This is a genomic window from Pedobacter sp. BS3 (genome assembly GCF_008274585.1).
In the GTDB taxonomy this organism is placed as follows: domain Bacteria; phylum Bacteroidota; class Bacteroidia; order Sphingobacteriales; family Sphingobacteriaceae; genus Hufsiella_A.
Genome location: NZ_VTRT01000003.1, coordinates 394778 through 414082, shown reverse-complemented (window position 1 = coordinate 414082; position 19305 = coordinate 394778). Strand labels below are relative to the sequence as shown.

At 43.0% G+C, this 19305-nt stretch carries 12 protein-coding genes; 7 read left to right on the top strand and 5 right to left on the bottom strand.

Annotated elements, in window-relative coordinates; translation table 11 throughout:
- The first annotated feature begins 187 nt into the window (after positions 1 to 187).
- The 3 genes from FW774_RS10505 to FW774_RS10495 are packed head-to-tail and all read left to right on the top strand — an operon-like array spanning position 188 to position 5983.
- The gene (locus FW774_RS10505; protein WP_149348134.1) at positions 188 to 3622 is read left to right on the top strand and encodes a TonB-dependent receptor; all 3435 of its coding nucleotides are present in this window, start codon (positions 188 to 190) and stop codon (positions 3620 to 3622) included.
- Positions 3623 to 3668: 46 nt separating this feature from the next.
- Positions 3669 to 5513: a RagB/SusD family nutrient uptake outer membrane protein gene (locus FW774_RS10500; RefSeq protein WP_149348133.1), complete on the top strand. Its 1845-nt coding sequence runs from the start codon at positions 3669 to 3671 to the stop codon at positions 5511 to 5513.
- Between the two features lie 59 nt (positions 5514 to 5572).
- Positions 5573 to 5983 carry a DUF5017 domain-containing protein gene (locus tag FW774_RS10495; RefSeq protein ID WP_187774870.1) on the top strand — a complete coding sequence of 137 codons (411 nt, stop codon included), beginning with the start codon at positions 5573 to 5575 and terminating at the stop codon, positions 5981 to 5983.
- Between the two features lie 319 nt (positions 5984 to 6302).
- Here FW774_RS10495 and FW774_RS10490 read toward each other — a convergent pair whose 3' ends face one another.
- From FW774_RS10490 to FW774_RS10480, 3 genes are all read right to left on the bottom strand, one after another.
- The gene (locus tag FW774_RS10490) at positions 6303 to 6836 is read right to left on the bottom strand and encodes a hypothetical protein (RefSeq protein ID WP_149348131.1); all 534 of its coding nucleotides are present in this window, start codon (positions 6834 to 6836) and stop codon (positions 6303 to 6305) included.
- 78 nt (positions 6837 to 6914) lie between these two features.
- Entirely contained in the window at positions 6915 to 7610 is a 696-nt protein-coding gene (locus FW774_RS10485; protein WP_149348130.1) for an NUDIX hydrolase, read from the bottom strand.
- Between the two features lie 221 nt (positions 7611 to 7831).
- Positions 7832 to 8575 (bottom strand): hypothetical protein, encoded by a 744-nt coding sequence (locus FW774_RS10480; RefSeq protein WP_149348129.1) that lies wholly within the window; start codon positions 8573 to 8575, stop codon positions 7832 to 7834.
- Between the two features lie 152 nt (positions 8576 to 8727).
- Here FW774_RS10480 and FW774_RS10475 point away from each other — a divergent pair, with 152 nt between their 5' ends.
- Positions 8728 to 9384 carry a protein-L-isoaspartate(D-aspartate) O-methyltransferase gene (locus FW774_RS10475; protein WP_149348128.1) on the top strand — a complete coding sequence of 219 codons (657 nt, stop codon included), beginning with the start codon at positions 8728 to 8730 and terminating at the stop codon, positions 9382 to 9384.
- A 230-nt stretch (positions 9385 to 9614) separates the two neighbouring features.
- On the top strand, positions 9615 to 11204 hold the full coding sequence (abc-f, locus tag FW774_RS10470) for a ribosomal protection-like ABC-F family protein (RefSeq protein WP_149348127.1): 1590 nt from the start codon (positions 9615 to 9617) through the stop codon (positions 11202 to 11204).
- Between the two features lie 202 nt (positions 11205 to 11406).
- On the opposite strand, the gene FW774_RS10465 is transcribed toward abc-f, so the two are convergent.
- Positions 11407 to 13578, bottom strand: a complete 2172-nt coding sequence (locus FW774_RS10465; RefSeq protein WP_149348126.1) for a glutamine synthetase III — start codon at positions 13576 to 13578, stop codon at positions 11407 to 11409.
- Between the two features lie 236 nt (positions 13579 to 13814).
- On the opposite strand from FW774_RS10465, the gene FW774_RS10460 reads away from it, so the two are divergent.
- Together FW774_RS10460 and pruA are read left to right on the top strand one after the other, a co-directional pair.
- Entirely contained in the window at positions 13815 to 14669 is an 855-nt protein-coding gene (locus FW774_RS10460; RefSeq protein WP_149348125.1) for an energy transducer TonB, read from the top strand.
- 120 nt (positions 14670 to 14789) lie between these two features.
- Positions 14790 to 16418 carry an L-glutamate gamma-semialdehyde dehydrogenase gene (pruA, locus tag FW774_RS10455; protein WP_149348124.1) on the top strand — a complete coding sequence of 543 codons (1629 nt, stop codon included), beginning with the start codon at positions 14790 to 14792 and terminating at the stop codon, positions 16416 to 16418.
- A gap of 205 nt (positions 16419 to 16623) precedes the next feature.
- On the opposite strand, the gene FW774_RS10450 is transcribed toward pruA, so the two are convergent.
- Positions 16624 to 18993 (bottom strand): ATP-binding protein, encoded by a 2370-nt coding sequence (locus FW774_RS10450; protein ID WP_149348123.1) that lies wholly within the window; start codon positions 18991 to 18993, stop codon positions 16624 to 16626.
- Positions 18994 to 19305 lie beyond the last annotated feature (312 nt).

Here is a 19305-nt window from a genome sequence, read left to right as displayed (position 1 = left end):
GAAAGTTAAGCTAAGAAAAAGTAAAAACCGCCCTGTTGCGAGCAGGGCGGCAGGGTGTTGTGCCGGTTTTAGAAACCCGCAAACATTCAATGTTTCCATTAAGAACCTAAGAGTAATTCAATGAAACTAAACCCTAACCAAAATTATGCAAAAATTACTACATGTACATTTATGTGCTTTCAAAATCATGAGAATTTCCATAACGATAATAGCTATCCAGCTATCAACCCTGGGAGTTTTATCGGCTCTGCCCGTTAGAAGCCAAAGTATCAATGAAGTATCAGTGAATGTAAATTTTAAAAACCTTTCTCTTAAAGAGAGTTTTTTAAAGCTCGAAAACCAGACAGGCTATAAATTTTCATTCCGTGAAGATTTGGTAGATAAAGAAACCCGGAAAGTTAATCTTACAGGCAATAATATCAGTCTTGAGCAGGCGTTGAGCCGCATCTTAGCCAATACACCTTTTATATACAAGCAGGCCGGCAGGTATATTATGATCGATGTTAAACCGCTGGCTGCTGACCCGGGAACAATAACGGGCCAGGTTTTTGACGCTTCAACCAACGAAACCCTGATTGGCGTAAGTATTACAGTAAAAGGTGTACAACGCAGTTATCAGACCGGCCCTGATGGTAAGTTTACCATCAGCCTGCAGCCGGGAACATACGACGTATCGTTCAGGTATATCGGCTTTGAAGAGAAAGTGGTTAGAAATGTGGTGGTAAAATCAAAGCAAACCACTACCGTTAATACCAGTATGCAGGTAGCTGCCAACAGCTTAAACGAAGTGGTGGTTATCGGTTACGGTACATCAACCAAAAGCGATCTGACCGGAGCGGTTGGTACCGTGAAAATGGGCGATATGGAACAGGCGCCTGTACGTTCGTTCGAGGAAGCGTTGGCTGGCCGCGTAGCCGGTGTACAGGTTACCTCATCCGAAGGTCAGCCCGGAGCCACTGCAGACATCCTGATCCGTGGCGCAAATTCACTGACCCAGGATAACTCGCCGCTGTATGTTATTGATGGTTTCCCGATAGAGAATCCGGATAACAATATCTTCAACCCTTCAGAAATAGAATCGATAAGCGTGCTTCAGGATGCTTCGGCAACCGCAATATACGGTGCACGGGGTGCAAATGGTGTAATTATCATCACTACCAAACGCGGCAAGGTTGGCGAGCCTGTTATCAATTACAATGGCTATTACGGATTTTCAAAGAATATTTATGAGGTGCCGCTTATGAACGCTTATGAATACCTGAAACTCCAGTATGAGATCAATCCGGGCGACACACGTAGTCGTTATTTTGGCCCGATAACAGGAACTACTCCCCAGGAATACCAGTATACACTTGATGACTATAAGGATGCGCAGGGTATTGACTGGCAGCACCAGTTATTCCAGACAGCGCCAATGCAAAGCCATTCACTATCCATGTCGGGCGGAACACCAAAAACACGTTATTCTATATCCGGTCAGCTGTTTGAGCAGGAGGGAACCATCATCAACTCCGGGTACAAACGTTATCAGGGAAAAATTACGCTCGATCAAACCGTAAGCAACAAGCTGAAAGTAGGTGGAGACTTAAGGTATACCAACTCGTTAACGTATGGATCATCAACGTCTGATGCCAATAATTCATCCATGAACAACTTTCTGTATAGTGTGTGGGGATACCGTCCGTTGGCGCCCCTTGATGGTTCAGAAGCAGAAATTATTGATGAAGATACCGACGATTTTGTGGCCAGTGGTACCGATTATCGCTTTAACCCGATTAAAACAGCGCAAAACCAACTGCGTAACTATATCTCAAATAACCTGATCGGTAATGCTTATGCCGAGTATACCATTATAAAAGGACTGAAATTTAAAACCACAGGCGGTATAAACAGAACAGTGCGCCGTCGCGAAGTATTTAATAACTCCAATACCTACAGCGGTAGTAAATCCAATCCGTTTTCAAACGGCCCCAATGGCAGCATTATGTATTATGAAACCAGGGCCTGGCAAAATTCAAACCTGCTTACTTACGCTACTAAAATTGGTAAACATAAATTTGATGCGTTGGCCGGTTTCGATCTGTCGGGTAATAATTACAGCTATTACGGATTATCTGCCAATGCTTTGCCTAACGAATCATTGGGCTTAAGCGGCTTATCATCAGGAACACCCCAGCCTGTTTCTTCTTATAATTCGGCATGGCAAATGGTGTCAGGATTAGCCCGTGTTAATTATTCTTACCAGGATAAATATTATGCTACGGCATCATTGCGTGCAGATGCTTCCTCTAAATTTGCTCCCGGCCATCAATGGAGCTATTTCCCTTCGGCAGCCTTATCATGGCGCATCAATAAGGAAGATTTTATGAAAGATCTGTCGTTTGTTTCCAATGCCAAGCTAAGGCTTAGCTGGGGCGCTACAGGTAATAACAGGGTAGTTGAATATTCTACCTTTCCGCAAATGACCTATCCTATTACATCTTATTATTCTTTTAACAACGAGCTGGCACAGGGCATTATTGTAACCAATGTGGGTAGTCCTGATCTGAGATGGGAGAGTACCGAAATGGCCAATATCGGCTTAGACCTTGGTGTTTTAAAAGAGCGGTTTACCTTAACGGTGGATTATTATAAAAAGAATACGAAGAAATTGCTGCTCAATGCACAGCTGCCGTATACTACGGGATACACCAGCTCGCTGGTGAATATTGGACAAACACAAAATGAAGGTTTGGAATTTACCCTGAACAGTACCAATATCCGTACAAAGGACTTTACCTGGAGCACCAACTTTAATATTGCCTTTAACCGGAATAAGGTTATAGGATTAACCGCTAACCAGGAAAGCCTGGTCAGTACAATAAGCTGGGACAGCTTTTATAGCGCCGTGCCTTTATATATTGCCAAAATAGGGCAGCCTATGGGGCAGATCTATGGTTATATCTGGGATGGTGTATATCAATACGACGATTTTATAAAAAAGCCGGATGGCTCTTACCTGCTTAAAGCAAGTGTAGCAACCAATGGCAATGGCCAGACGTCCATTAAGCCGGGAGATGTGAAATACCGCGATATTAATGGTGACGGCGTTGTGAACGATTTTGACCGTACCGTTATAGGCCGGGCTTACCCGTTACACCAGGGCGGTTTTTCAAATAATTTCAGGTACAAAGATTTTGATCTGAATGTATTTCTTCAATGGTCGTACGGTAATGACATTGTTAATGCCAACCGCCTGATATTTGAAGCAGGAAATAAACTTTACCTGAACCAGTTTGCCACCTTTGAGAACCGCTGGACGCCTGATAATACCGATACCGATATGCCGCGTGCCGGCGGTCAGTACGGCTACGCCTATTCTACACGCATTATTGAAGATGGTTCATTTTTGCGGTTAAAAACCGTATCGCTGGGGTATAATCTTCCCAAAAGTTTATTACAGCATGTAAAAGTAAAGAGTGTGCGGGTGTATACGTCGGCACAAAACCTGGCCACCTGGACCAAATACAGCGGTTCAGACCCGGAAGTATCTGTTAAACGTACTGCACTCACTCCCGGATTTGATTATTCGGCCTATCCACGGGCCCGAACCATCACGTTTGGAGTTAATGTGTCACTGTAGTAACGTAATAATGCAAATAAGATTAAATACTAAACTCAGAGCAACAATGAAAAAAATAATTTTTACAGGCATTCTGGTAACTGTATTTGCGTTTGCCGGTTGTGAAAAATTTCTGGCAGAACATCCTACCACTTTTGTTTCTCCCGCCAACTATTTTAATAACGAAGAAGAAGTAAACATGGCGCTTAATGGCGTGTATGATATTCTCGGGCGTGAGCAGATCTACGGAGGTCAGTATCCCATCCGGCATACTCCGTCTACAGACGAATCCTTTTTCTCGTATGCGTCTTTTCCTACAGGGCCGTTCTTTTACAATTTCGGTTCAGACGATGCCACCATTCGTATTTTATGGCAGTACCTGTACGATGGTATAGAGCGGGCTAATGTATTATTAGCTAACCTGGATAAAGCAGATATGGATAAAGATAAGCGCTTGCAGGTAAAGGGCGAAGCTCTGTTTTTACGTGCCTATTATTATTTTCTGCTGGTTCAGAACTGGGGCGATGTGCCGTTAAAGCTAACACCAACCTCATCGGTAAATAATGTCAATATTGCCCGTACGCCTATGAGAGAAGTTTATGCCCGGATATTGCAGGACATGACAGAGGCAGAAGGGCTGGTAAGCGAAATATCTACCCTGAATTATGGCGGCAGAGTTTCTAAATCTGCCGTAAGAGGCATTCTTGCCCGTGTGTGCCTGGCCATGGCCGGCGAGCCGTTAAAGGATGTTTCCAAGTATAAAGATGCACGGGATTGGGCTCTTAAGGTGAAAAATTCTGGCATACATTCATTAAATCCCGATTATAAGCAGGTTTTTATTAACCTGTGCCAGGATAAATACGATATCAAAGAAAGTATCTGGGAAGCCGAGGAGTACGGAACCAATAACGATGCCTTTCGTGAAGGCGGTCGTATTGGCAATGAGAATGGGGTGAAATGTTCAGCCTCAGATCCTGCAAACGTAGGTTATGCTTATGGCTTTAACAGTACCACCTGGAAACTGTACTACCTGTACGAATATAACACTACCGATAATTTCGGTAAAAGAGATCTACGGCGGGATTGGGCTATTTCAACTTACACACTCAATGCGGCTGGTACCAAATCAAACATTGCTGCCACTAATATTTACGGTAGGAATTGTGCCAAATGGCGTCGTGAATACGAAGCGGTACGGCCCTTGAATAAGAACTACACGCCCACGAATTTCCAGATCTTACGTTACGCTGATGTATTACTGATGTACGCCGAAGCCGAGAACGAAGTAAATGGTGGCCCCACTCCCGAGGCTATAGCCGCAGTAAATGATGTACGGAGAAGAGGATATGGAAAATACAGTATTGGTGAAGTAGTTAAAAGAATAGTGCTCACCTCTGGCGGTTCAGGATACACCAGCAACCCGACCGTTACCATTACCGGCGGTGGTGGAACCGGAGCAACAGCTACAGCAACCCGCACAGGCAATGCCGTAACTGCTATTAACCTTACTAATACCGGTTCGGGATATACCTCTGCTCCAACCATAACCATTAGCGGTGGTGGCGGAAGCGGCGCAACGGCTATTGCCGAAATATCAGTTATTACCGATGCCGACCTTACCGCGGCACAAACAGACAGTAAAGAACACTTTTTGCAGGCTATTAAAGATGAACGTGCAAGAGAGCTTTGCTTTGAAGGTTTGCGCAAGCATGATTTAATTCGCTGGGGCGATTTTATTACGGCTATGCACCAAACTGCGCAGGATTTTGCTGCCCACGCCAGCATGAGCACAACCATTTATAAGCTGGGCCACGATGCTGCCGAGCGGGTTGAGAAAAAGCATTTATTGTATCCGATACCAATTCTGGAAATGTCTCTCAACAAAGCCATGGTACAAAACGAAGGATATTAACATTAACAGAATTAGGCATCATGAAATCTTTGATGATCAAGAAAATAGAAAAAACACAGATGAAAAAGATAGTTTATATACCCTTGTTTCTCCTGGTAATTATAATCAATGCCTGTAACAAAAAAGAGGTGGCTGCACCCGATTTTTCGGTTACACTCGACCCTGCAAATACCTATAAAGCCGGCGAAAACGTGAAGTTTATTTTTTCGGGAAATCCCAATAACATTACATTTTGGTCTGGCGAAACCGGAAAACAATATGAATTCAGGGACAGGGTGAATGAAACAGCAACTACCAGTGTGAGAACAGATATTGGAGTTCCGTTAAAGAATATGTCTACCCGGATGGATTCGTACTCTTATATTTACACGGCAGCAGGTACTTACAAGGTCACATTTGTAGCCAGCAATACTACCGTTTATGGCTCAAAAACAGATGTAAAGGAGCTGGAAATAACCATTGAGCCGTAGAAGAATGGTTTTACAGGGTTAAACAATAGACGGTGGAGACACCAGCAGCCTCTGTATAACTTAACTTTTTCATTTTTAAACAGCTCTTGGTATGTCTGGGTATTAATGCATAAATGAACAAAGAGATTGCTTCGCTACACTCGCAATGACGCACTTTTTTTCGTCATTGCGAGGACGATAGGACGAAGCAATCTTTTGGACAGGGTTATCAATCGAACTCAGGTTTGTAAGCCTTTTACCTGCTTTAGCTAAAAAAAGCCCCGGTCAACAAGCCGTGGCTTTTTAGCTTCGTTTATATGGCAGGCCAACAGGCAAAATGTTATTGCTTAACCTTTTTACCGCAATACCATGTACTGCCATCTTTAATATAGATATCGGCTTCTTTAGGACGATCGTGGAGGCCTACCTGCCAGTTCTTTTGTTCCTGTGCATGGATCATTTCAATCGGATAATCTTTATCGCCCGTTTGTTGCCATTTTCCTTTAATAATCTTTTGATCCCAACTGCTGTTCCAAACATAAGTGCCGTCAGCGTTGATCCTGATGCTTCCGGGTAACACACCCGTCCCGGCAGAAGTATGTATTACTTCCTGTTTTCGGCTATAATCCGGAACAACGTACGAAGTTCCCGGAACCCAGTAATAATACGTGCCGAAAAATACATTTAAATTGCCTGTAACTTTAGAAGACGCAGGTCGCTTAACATTGTTTTTGTTCTGCGTAGCAGGCTTATCAGGAATAACCTCCTGAGCCTTGAAAACCTCAATGTCTTTGCTTTGCGCAAAGCTTGCCGAAGCAACCAGCATACAGGTGGCCACTGGCAAAATTTTTAAACCATTGAATAGACCTTTCATAGCATTAAAAAATTAAATTTATTTGAGTTGTTTTAACTTTCCTCTATGAGCAATCCCTAAGGTCTGGTTTTTCGTTACCTACTTATTAAATGATAGTTCTTTCTGGAATAGCCGGTTATATTTTCTCCGGTCAAATTTGTAGTATTTGGCTGCACGGTATGAAACGCCTCGCTGTTTTTCATCCAGCTCTTTCAGGATATCATAATTAAGCATTTTCTTGCGGAAGTTCCGTTTATCCAGTTTGCAGTTTAGAATGATCTCGTACAGGTTTTGCAACTGCGTCAGCGTAAACTTTTCAGGCAGGAGCTCAAAAGCTATAGGCTGATAACTGATCTTGCGTCGGATTTTTTGCAGGCTCTTCTCAACGATCTTGTCGTGGTCAAATGCCAGTTGAGGCAGATCCTTGATGGGATGCCAGAAGGCTTTTCGGGCATAGCTGGTTACAGGCTTTAATTCCTTCTGTCCATTGAGCCTGATCATGGCAAAATAGGCTACTGTGATAACCCGTCCTTTAGGGTGCCGGTCAACATCGCCAAAGGTAAACAGCTGCTCCATGTAAATATCCCGCAAACCGGTAAGCTCGTACAAAATACGTTCAGCCGCATGCTCTATACCTTCATCCTGGCCTACATAGTAGCCAGGCAAAGCCCACCAGCTTTTAAAAAGATCTTCATTACGTTCAATCAGTAATATTTTCAGCTCACCTTCATCAAAGCCAAAGACTACGCAGTCAACAGTAAAGATAGATTCAAATTTATGTTCGGGCTCCTGCACAGTATATTGATATTTAGGGGCTAAAGATACTAATTAGATAAAAGTGGAAAAAATTATTACAAAAATTACCTTAGTGTAAAGAATGCTCCACTATCCTAAGAACATTCATGAAACAATGGTTTTATTGGGGCTGGGGATAACACCAGCCCCGGCAGGAAACCATGGACGGTGAAGACACCGTCCATCCACAAAATTAACATGCTTTTCAACCAACAACACTCTTAGTAACGCGTACCGAAATTGTATTGCAGTGTTAACATGCTGAGCGGCCTGAACAGGTACTCCATTTTTTTGTATTTGACCTGTGTATGCGTACGAGGGGTGTCATAATAAATTTTATCCTGCTTTTCGTAAGCATACATAATATCCATGGCGGCTTCGGCAGTGATGCTTAAGTGGTCGATAATATTAAGCCGCAAACCTATAAATGGGGTTATCACCAGGCAATTTTTCTTTGCCTGGGCATCGTAAAGCGTAGTGCCCGGACTTTTTCCATCGCTTGAAATACCCTTAAATTCGTTGTCCCGGTACCCGATATCGGCGCCATAATAGGGGCGCAGGCGTGTGTAGGTGATGTTTTTTTCAAAGCCTACCTTTACGGTATAATCTTCTACTTTGCCGTTCGCTATTTCGCAATCGGGGCAATTGTTCTCAAACGAAAGATCTTTTTTAAAGTAAGACCCTTGTAAGCGATAGCTGATCTGGTTATCGGTCAGTTTCAGTATCACCCCGCTAAAATAAGGCGTATAGTAACTGTCGTTCTGGGTGCTTAATATACCCGGTATCTGCAGGTACTGTATAAAATTGAAGCCTATGGAATAGGCATATTCCTGGGGATATTCATTGCTTTTGGTCTTGTAACTAAATTTAGTTTTTACGGTGTCTATTTTAACTATCTGCTGAGCGTTAGACAGATAATTGACGAATAGAATAATAAGAAGTGTGAGGTTGAGCGTCCTTTTCATTTATCCTGAAATAAATAATTGCCCGAAAGTAACAAAAATATTATCTTCATGAACAAGTACTTAAAAAGTATTTTACTGATATATAATGTTTTTGAACGGCTTTTGTTTTAAATAGTATTTAAATAAAGATTAGGCCGTATTTTTGTGCTGAAATGGCCTATAAACTCATAGATAATTATCGCGAAAAAGGTGCCCGTAAACGTCTGGTTGTCAAGCTCAGAGAACGGGGAATTGCTGACGAAGCAGTACTGAGTGCGATAGGGAAAGTTCCGCGGCATTATTTTTTCGACGAAACCTTCTGGGTGCAGGCTTATAAGGATATTGCTTTTCCTATCGGCGACGGTCAGACCATATCGCAGCCGTATACCGTGGCCTATCAAACAGAATTACTGCATATACAGCCCGGCGACAAGGTGCTTGAGATAGGTACAGGCTCGGGTTACCAGACCTGTATCTTGCTGGAACTGAAAGCAAAGGTGTACACCATAGAGCGGCAGGAGAATTTGTATAACCGGGCCCGCCTGGTGCTGCCTAAAATGGGTTATCGCCCGGAGTTTTACTTAGGCGATGGCTCAAAAGGTATCCCGGAACAGGCTCCCTTTGATAAGATACTGGTTACAGCCGGAGCTCCGTTTGTGCCCGAAATATTACTGAAGCAATTGCGTATCGGTGGTATTATGGTTATCCCGGTAGGGGATGAGAACCAACAAAAAATGATTACCGTTCTGAGGGTCAGCGAAACCGAATACGATAAGATTGTGCTGGATACCTTCCGTTTTGTGCCTTTAGTTGGCGACCAGGCGTGGTAATAGAGGTAATTACGATTTGAGATTTTAGGTTTACGAATGTTAGGATTGTTGAATTGTCGCTCATTGCCTGATACCGGATGGAGAGTAACAACTAATCGCCAAAGTATTCGTATATTTGCAGACCCAAAAACAAAAAACGATTTAATGTAGGATATAATTTCTTTCGGACAATAAACGGCAGCCTTATATAAGGGTTTGCCGGATTCATTAACCCCTTAAAGAAAGAAATTATGCTTACCCTTCAGGATATTTCATATATACATGCTAATAACGATTTGCTGTTTAGCGAGATTAGTCTTACTGTAAATCGTCACGATAAAATAGCCTTAATTGGCAATAACGGTGTTGGAAAATCTACCTTGCTTAAAATTATGGCAGGTGAGTTACAGCCTTCCGGCGGACAGCTACATGTGGATATTCCACCGTATTACGTACCTCAATTGTTCGGGCAATATAACCACCTGACCATTGCACAGGCTTTACGTGTAGAAAATAAACTTAAGGCCCTGAAAGAGATTCTTAATGGCGAAGTAACCGAGGATAACCTGGATTTGCTTAATGACGACTGGACAATTGAAGAACGATGCAAAGAAGCCCTTGAGCATTGGCAATTAAACGACCTGGATTTGATGCAGGAAATGAGAACATTGAGCGGCGGACAAAAAACAAAGGTTTTTCTGGCCGGTATTTCCATTCATCAGCCTGAGTTTGTGCTGTTAGATGAGCCAAGCAATCATCTGGATTCCCGGGGCCGGCAATTGTTGTACCATTTTGTTCGGTCAACAGCCAGTACCCTGGTTGTTGTAAGTCACGACAGAACATTGTTAAATCTTTTGAATACGGTTTGCGAATTGAGTAAACAAGATATAACCTGTTATGGCGGCAACTACGATTTCTATGCCGAACAAAAACAGTTGGCAAGTGATGCTTTAAACCAGGATATTCAGAGTAAGGAAAAAGTATTGCGAAAGGCTAAGGAAAAAGAACGCGAAACATTGGAACGACAACAGCGGGCGGATATCCGTGGGAAAAGGAAACAGGAGAAAGCCGGTGTTGCCCGGATAATGATGAATACCTTAAAGAATAATGCTGAAAGAAGTACTTCTAAAATAAAGAGTGTACATCGTGAAAAGGTGGGAGATATTACACGTGAACTGCGGGAATTGCGTTCGGCATTACCCGACCTGGACAAGATGAAATTCGGTTTTAGCAATTCCATCTTACATACAGGAAAAATCTTGTTCAAAGCCTCGGATATCAACTTTAATTATAGCAATCAGCCGCTTTGGAAAGAAGGCCTGAACTTTCAAATAACCAGTGGAGAGCGTATTGCCCTGAAAGGGTTAAATGGGTCTGGAAAGACCACGTTGATAAAACTTATTTTAGGAGAATTGTTGCCCAAGTCAGGAGTGATTTACAAAGCCGGGAATCAATCGGCTGTATATATAGACCAGGATTACTCGTTGATTAATAATCAGTTAAGTGTATATGAACAAGCCCGGCAATTCAGTACAACCGTGTTACAGGAACATGAAATAAAAATCAGGCTTAACCGGTTTTTGTTCTCCAAAGAAGATTGGGACAAGCCTTGTAATACATTAAGCGGCGGAGAACGTATGCGATTGATATTGTGCTGCCTGACACTTAGCAATCAATCGCCCGATATGATTATATTGGACGAACCTACCAATAACCTGGATATGCAGAATATAGAAATACTGACGGCCGCAATTAACGAATACCGGGGAACGCTAATCGCCGTATCGCACGATGAATACTTCTTGGAGCAGATAAACGCCACACGAATAATTGAATTATAGAAACTGTTAAACTTTTTTTATAACCCGCATTTGTATGTGTTTCGACAAGCTCAACATGACCAATGTGGTCAGCCTGAGCTCAGTCGAAGGCATCGATGTGGAAAAAAAGTTTAACAACTTCACTGATAGAATTTCGATTACAAGACAAAAAGTCCCGAATTGCTGCGGGACTTTTTGTCTTGTAATGTGATCTAAAAACAGCCTATTTCAGGAACAGTAATTCCCTGAATTTTGGTAGAGGCCATCTTGTATCGTCGATCAGTTGCTCCAGTTTATCAACGTGATAGCGGATAGGATCGAAGTAAGATTTTACTTTTTCATCGTAAGCTATCGCTTTTTCACGGGCATCCTCAATAACGTTTGCTTTTTTACGTTCCTCGATCATATCATGCACATTGGTTTTGATGAAGTTTACGTGAGTAGAGATCTTCTTGATCAGGTCAATTTGTGCTGAATAAGTTTCTTCGCCCAGGCCAATTTCCTTTAGGCCTTTCACGTTGGTAATCAGCTCAGTTTGGTAAGCAATTGCGGCCGGAATGATCACGTTGTTTACCAGCTCGCCCATAACGCGGGCTTCAATCTGAAGCTTTTTATAGTAGTTTTCCAGCAGGATCTCATGGCGGGCATGCGATTCGCGTTTGCTGTAAACACCGGTCTCTTCAAATAATTTTTCAGATTTCTCGGCAACAAGCACGTCTAATGCCTTTGGCGTAGTTTTGATGTTTGATAAGCCACGTTTTTCAGCTTCCTGAGCCCATTCGTCGCTGTAACCGTTTCCTTCAAAGCGGATAGCCTTAGATTCTTTGATGTACTTTTTGATAACTGTCATCAAAGCCACATCTTTTTTCTCGCCTTTTTTTAGCAGCTTGTCAACTTCTACCTTGAACTTATTCAATTGATCGGCAACAATCAGGTTAAGAATTGTCATCGGGTTGGCAGAGTTTGCGGAAGAACCTACGGCACGCAGCTCGAATTTATTTCCTGTAAAGGCAAACGGCGAAGTACGGTTACGGTCGGTATTGTCTAATAAAATTTGAGGAATTTTAGGGATGTTGGTCCACAATGCCGACTCCTGTTTCATTTTAGACGTTACACGTGATGTTTCAATCTCATCCAGGACATCGTTTAGCTGGCTTCCCAGGAAGATCGAGATAATTGCCGGAGGAGCTTCGTTGGCACCTAAACGGTGATCGTTGCTTACGGATGCGATAGATGCTCTTAATAAGTCTGAATATTCATATACCGCCCTGATGGTATTTACGAAGAATGTAAGGAACATCAGGTTATTTTTCGGTGTTTTACCGGGAGCAAGCAGGTTTCTGCCGGTATTGGTGATCATAGACCAGTTGTTATGCTTACCAGAACCGTTGATGCCGGCATAAGGTTTTTCGTGGAAAAGCACTTTAAAGTTATGACGACGGGCTACCTTATCCATCAGATCCATTAACAGTTGGTTGTGGTCTATGGCCAGGTTGATCTCCTCATAAATAGGAGCGCACTCAAATTGCGAAGGCGCAACCTCGTTATGGCGGGTTTTTAATGGAATACCCAGCTTTAATGCTTCGATCTCAAGATCCTGCATAAATGCAATAACCCGCTCAGGGATTGAACCAAAATAGTGATCTTCTAACTGCTGGTTCTTGGCAGACATGTGGCCGAATAAAGCACGGCCGGTAAGGTACAGATCGGGACGAGCGTTGTATAACGCCAGGTCAACCAGGAAATATTCCTGCTCAATACCTAAAGAGGCGTTTACTTTCTCAATGCTTTTATCAAAATATTGTGCTACGGCAACGGCAGCTTTATCTAAAGCATTTAACGCTTTCAATAACGGGGCTTTGTAGTCCAGCGCTTCTCCGGTATATGAAACAAATACAGTAGGTATACATAGGGTTGAACCAATGATAAATGCCGGTGAAGATGGATCCCAGGCGGTGTAACCACGGGCTTCGAAAGTACTGCGGATACCACCGTTAGGGAAGCTTGACGCATCAGGTTCTTGCTGTGCCAGGGCTTCGCCTGAAAATTTCTCGATGCCACCATCGCCACTTGGCTCAAAGAATGAATCATGCTTTTCGGCAGTAGTACCGGTTAAAGGCTGAAACCAATGGGTGTAATGAGTAGCGCCCTTGCTGATGGCCCATGCTTTCATTGCCGAAGCAACCTGCTCTGCAATTTCACGATCAATGGGTACACCAAGATTAATAGAGTTGCTGATACTCTCAAATGCTTCTTTTGATAAAAATTCTTTCATCTTCTTTTTATCAAAAACATTGCTGCTATAATAATCAGAAACTTTTACAGCAGGTGGTTTAACTTCAGGAATGTTCCTGGTTAAAACGGCATTTAATGCCTGAAAGCGAAGGTTTGACATATTGTTTTATGTGAGTTTTGTAAAGTTTTAAACAAAAATACTTTTCGGCGGTGAAATTAGCATAAAAAGTTTGAAAAAAATCAAAAAAGAATAAAAAAAAGTCGTAAAAATGATAAAATATCTTTTTTAAGCCCGGATTTGAATTGTTTTTATTGAGAAATCTGATTTTTTACCTGAGATTTCTCATTTATGGAATCCGGTTAGCTGCATCATCTTATAGATAAATTGAATCAATTATGTTAACCTCTAAGTCAAATCTTTACAATACCGGGTGGCTCGATATTGTATTTAAAAACCGGAACAAAGAATATGGCGCTTATGAATTGCGTGCAAATTACGAACGCCGTCTTATCTACTCTTTATTCATTGCCTGTACGGCCGTATCGGTGATGATCATGATGCCATACCTGAAAAAATTATCAGGTCATAAGCCGGATGTAGTTGTAGCCAAGCCAACCGAAGAGGTATTTAGAATGGTGGATGTTCAGCTAAAAAAAGTGAAACCTAAAGAACCTAAAGCTGCTGGGGCATCGCCTGCCGTAGAAAAAACTACTCCGGAAAAAGTAGAAACCAGGAAGTTTACTGCTGCGGTGAAAGTGGTTTCGGCTGCTCAGCCCACTAATGAAATTCCAACAATTGAGGAATTAAAAACTGCTGCTGTGGGCAGCACAGATAGCAAAGGTGAAATGGCCGGTGCAGGTGTTAACGCCAGCCTTTCGGGCAGTGGCACAGGAACCGGGAGTGGCCAGGGAACAGATATGGGCGAAAGCAGTAATGATATCTTTATAGGGGTTGAAAAAAATCCTGAATTTGCCGGTGGCTTGCAGGCTTTTTATAAATTTTTACAAAGAAATCTCCGTTATCCGGCCGATGCCCAGGAAAATAACATCACAGGAAAGGTAGTGCTAAGCTTTGTCGTTGAAAAAGACGGTTCGGTATCAAATATCAAGGTAATAAAAGGTATAGGCTTTGGTTGCGATGAAGAAGCGGTGCGTGTGCTGAAAAGATCGCCTAAATGGCAGGCCGGTGAGCAGAATGGTAAAAAAGTACGCGTACAATATACCGTCCCGATTGCGTTTAACCTGCAATAGATTTTTTGCATACCTGATACGAACACAAAATGCCCGTTCTGCGTGTTATTTATATTCTTTTGTTTCGTCGGGGTGTGTTGAAACTGTGGTAATATCAGTTTTAAACTAATAAATAACGTAATGAACGGTTTTTTTAATGTTCCGGAGCCGGTAAACGAGCCGGTATTGCAATATGGTGCAGGAAGTACAGAGCGCTTGCTGCTGAAGCAGGCGCTCAATAAGGCTTACGAGACCCAGGCGGATATACCGATGTATATTGGTGCCGGAGAAGTGAGAACAGGACAAAAAGTAGCCATCAGGCCACCGCACAATCATCAGCATATCCTGGGTTATTATCACCAGGGAACAGACGCAGATGTTACCAACGCTATTCATGCCGCATTAGCGGCTAAACCGAACTGGGAGCAATTACCCTGGGAACAACGTGCCGCTATATTTTTAAAGGCTGCCGATCTGATTGCCGGGCCATACCGTTACGAAATTAATGCGGCTACCATGCTGGGGCAGTCTAAAAATGCTTACCAGGCAGAAATTGATTCGGCCTGCGAGCTGGTTGATTTTTTGCGGTTCAACGTAAAATATATGGCGGAGATTTATGCGCAGCAGCCCATTTCGGCCAAGGGCACCTGGAACAGGGCAGAGCAACGGCCGCTGGAAGGTTTTGTGTTTGCCCTTACGCCGTTCAATTTTACAGCCATTGCGGGTAATTTGCCCACATCGGCAGCTATGATGGGCAACGTGGTGGTCTGGAAACCATCGCATGCGCAAATTTACTCGGCACACGTTATTATGAAAGTGCTCAAAGCAGTCGGTTTGCCCGATGGCGTTATTAACTTGATATATGTGCCCGGCCCTGTAGCGGGCGAAGTGATTTTTAGCCATCCGGATTTTGCCGGTATACATTTTACCGGTTCTACCGGTGTTTTCCAGCAAATATGGAAAACTATTGGCGCTAATATCCAAAACTATAAAAGCTACCCGCGTATTGTAGGCGAAACCGGCGGGAAAGACTTTATCATTGTACATCATTCTGCCGATGTCCAGGTAGCTGCTGCGGCTATTGTTCGTGGCGCTTTTGAATACCAGGGGCAAAAATGCTCGGCAGCTTCCAGGCTGTATGTGGCCGCTTCTGTCTGGCCCTCATTAAAAAAGGAGCTGCTGGAAGATCTGGCTTCCATTACCACCGGCCCGGTAGAAGATTTCAGCAACTTTGTAAATGCGGTGATCGATGAAAATGCTTTTGATAAGCTGGTGAATGTAATTAAACAGGCAGAAAACGATGTGGAAGCAACTATTATTGCCGGTGGCGGTCACGATAAGTCGGGCGGCTATTTTATTGAGCCAACCATTATAGAAACTACCGATCCGCAGTATTTTACCATGAAGGAGGAGCTGTTCGGCCCAATCTTAACGGTATTTGTTTATGCTGATGATAGCTATGAGGAGACTCTTAAATTGGCAGATAAAACTTCTGTTTACGCTTTGACCGGGGCTATTATCGCTACAGATCGTCATGTTATTGAGCAGGCCTGCTCAATACTGAAAAATGCCGCCGGGAATTTTTATATCAATGATAAATGTACAGGCGCTGTTGTAGGCCAGCAGCCTTTTGGCGGAGCAAGGGCATCGGGTACAAATGATAAGGCCGGTTCAATGATCAATTTATTGCGTTGGGTATCGCCGCGAATTATTAAAGAAACGTTTAATCCGCCGGTTGATTACCGTTACCCGGTTTTTGAGGAAAAGTGAAAGAAGATGGCTTATAGTTCATGGTTCATGGCATATAGTCCGGACGTCGGAAAAGACTGGAAGCGAAGCAGGTTGTAGGTTGTAGGTTTTACGTTATAAGTTTTACGTTGTAGGTTTTACGTTATAAGTTTTACGTGGCTCACATAATCAGAGAAGGTGTCACGAATTTCACAATCTCACATCTAAAATCTCACGTCTCACATCTTTATGTCCTAAAAACATAATGCAGCACTTTCCTGTACAGTTCATCGGGTAAAAATGGCTTGATGACCATATCGTCGATGCCGGTTTGTTTTACTTTGTCTTCTATTTCTTTGGGAAGAATGGCAGTAAGGGCAATAATTGGAATGGTAACGCCATTGGCACGCATTCTTGTTGCTGCTTCGTAGCCATCCATTACGGGCATGTGCAGATCCAGCAATACCAGCTTATGCTTTGAAACATCGAGCTTATTCAGCGCTTCGAGCCCGTTTACGGCAACATCAATACTGGCACCCCAGCGTTTCAGAAACGTTTGCGCCACCATGATATTCATCTGGTTATCCTCAACCAGTAAAATATGGATGCCGGTTAGGGGTTTGTCATCTTCGGCCGGTACTTTGTTTGCCGATCTCTGCTGTTCTATTATCCGGCTGCTTTTTTCGAAGGTTTGCACAAAGTAAAAGGTAGAACCTTTGCCTTCTTCGCTTACCAGTTGTAATGATGAATTTTGAAGCTCCAGTATCTTTTTACAGATGGCCAGTCCGAGGCCGGTACCTCCAAAACCTCTTGAGGTAGAAGAATCGGCCTGGGTAAAACGCTCAAAAATGATCTTTTGCTTTTCCTTGGATATGCCAATGCCGGTATCTTTTACCTGGATTTGCAGCGTAATGGCTTTATCGGTCTGTGATTGTACGCCGATCTGTACTTCTACATACCCTGCCTGTGTAAATTTAATGGCATTGTGCACCAGGTTGGTAATTACCTGCGATAAACGGGTTGGATCTCCGTATACCTTATTTTGTAAGGCCTTATCAATAGAAAGCTTCAGGGCAATGTTCTTATCGTCGGCATAGTTTTGCAGGCCCGAAATAATGTTCCGGGTAATGGCAGTAACATCCATTTCAATCTGCTCGAACGAAATTTTTCCCTCCTCAATTTTTGTGTAGTCCAGGATGTCATTCACAATAGCCAGCAGATTGTTTGCCGAGAACAGCATCACGTTCAGTTGCTCAACCTGGTCTTCACGCGGGTTGTTTTTCAGCAGTAAATGACTCATGCCGATTACCGAGTTCAGCGGTGTTCTGATCTCGTGGCTCATGGTGCTTAAAAATTCGCTTTTGGCTGTTAACCCCTGTTCTGCCTGCTGTTTAGCTTGTTTGAGGACAAATGAAACCCGGTGCGATAATACCAGCGACTGTAAAAAGAAAAAGCTGACATAGCCGGCGAAGCTAAGTAATTGTAGCTGCGGAATAAGCCCCCAGTAATGGAACAATGAAATAGCGAATACGAACATCAGCGCAAGCGAACTGATCAGTGTATATACCGAGCCGGGACGCCGCCTTTTATACGCCTGTATATAGACGTATGGAATGTATATCAGGCAAATCAGCATGACCACCAGAAACGGATTGACCAGTTGGGTAAAATATAATGGTGGCAGTAGTAATGAGGCTAATGCGAATGTAAAGCATATTGCTGTAATAACTTTTATAAAAAGCTTATTGACGTCTTTATCAAACAGATAACGGGTGTAAATACCAAACAAACCAATGCCCAGAAACAGCGTGATGTATTCCAGCCGTACTGTGATATACCAGTCAATTCCGGGGAATGCCGTATGCAGCACATAATTGTCAATACCCACTATACGGTAGCTGTATATAATGGAATATAGTGAGAAAAGCAGGATGGCTTTATCGCGGCTGCCAAACAGGTACAGCCCCAGGAAGAACAGGCCGCCCATAAATAAACAGCCGCACAATAACCAGTCAATGGCTTCTTTTTGCCGTCTGCCCAGTTCAATATCATTTTTTAAACCCAGATATATGGATTTTTTGATACCGCCTTTGCTGTGCACAAAGTTTGCGATCTGTAATACAAACCGAAGCGTGTCTGTGTTTCTGGGTATACCCACAGCTTTATACTCCCAATAGGGAATAAAATCTTTTTTATTAGTGCTTACGCGGCCATTTGCTGCTACCAGCCTACCGTTCATAAACAGGTTATAGGCGCAGTAAACCTCGGGCATGGCTAATTGTAATTTCTCCCTTTTGCGAGGTAACAATACGATAAGTGTATAGGTTGCATAACCCATAGCCGGCCGGCCGGTATGGTTAAATATAAAGCCATTCCAGGTAGACGGAAACTGAACTTTTTCGCTTTCGCCCGGCAAGGAGTCTTGCGGATTGATCAACTGGCGCCAGTAAAATTTCCATTCGCCGTCAAGCGGGATCGGTTGAGTAAATGATTCGTGCCGGAGGTCTATTGTTCCGTTTTTAGCAACGGGAATAACAGTTTTGGATGAAGTACCAAAGGCAGCGCTAATATGAAATAATAACAATACTACAGCATATAAAAGCTGTTTGGTCTTCATAATATGGTAATAAGGATGGTTTAACTTTTTTTAGGTAAAGATAATGATATTCGGTGTTTAGTGTACGTTCGTCAAGAACTATTTACCTGATTTTGAGTATTGAGATGTGAGATTTTAGATATGAGACGTGACAGTCGAACAAAATTGTTGTTTGTTACTCGTAAATCTAAAATCGTAATTCATAAATCATCTTATCCATAAACCTGTTTGCGCTCGTTTGCAAAACGAGTGCATAAATCTCCGGCGTTTGTAACGCCGATAATAGCTGCCTTTGCTTGTTTTAAGCAACAGTGCGGCGTTGCAAACGCCGTT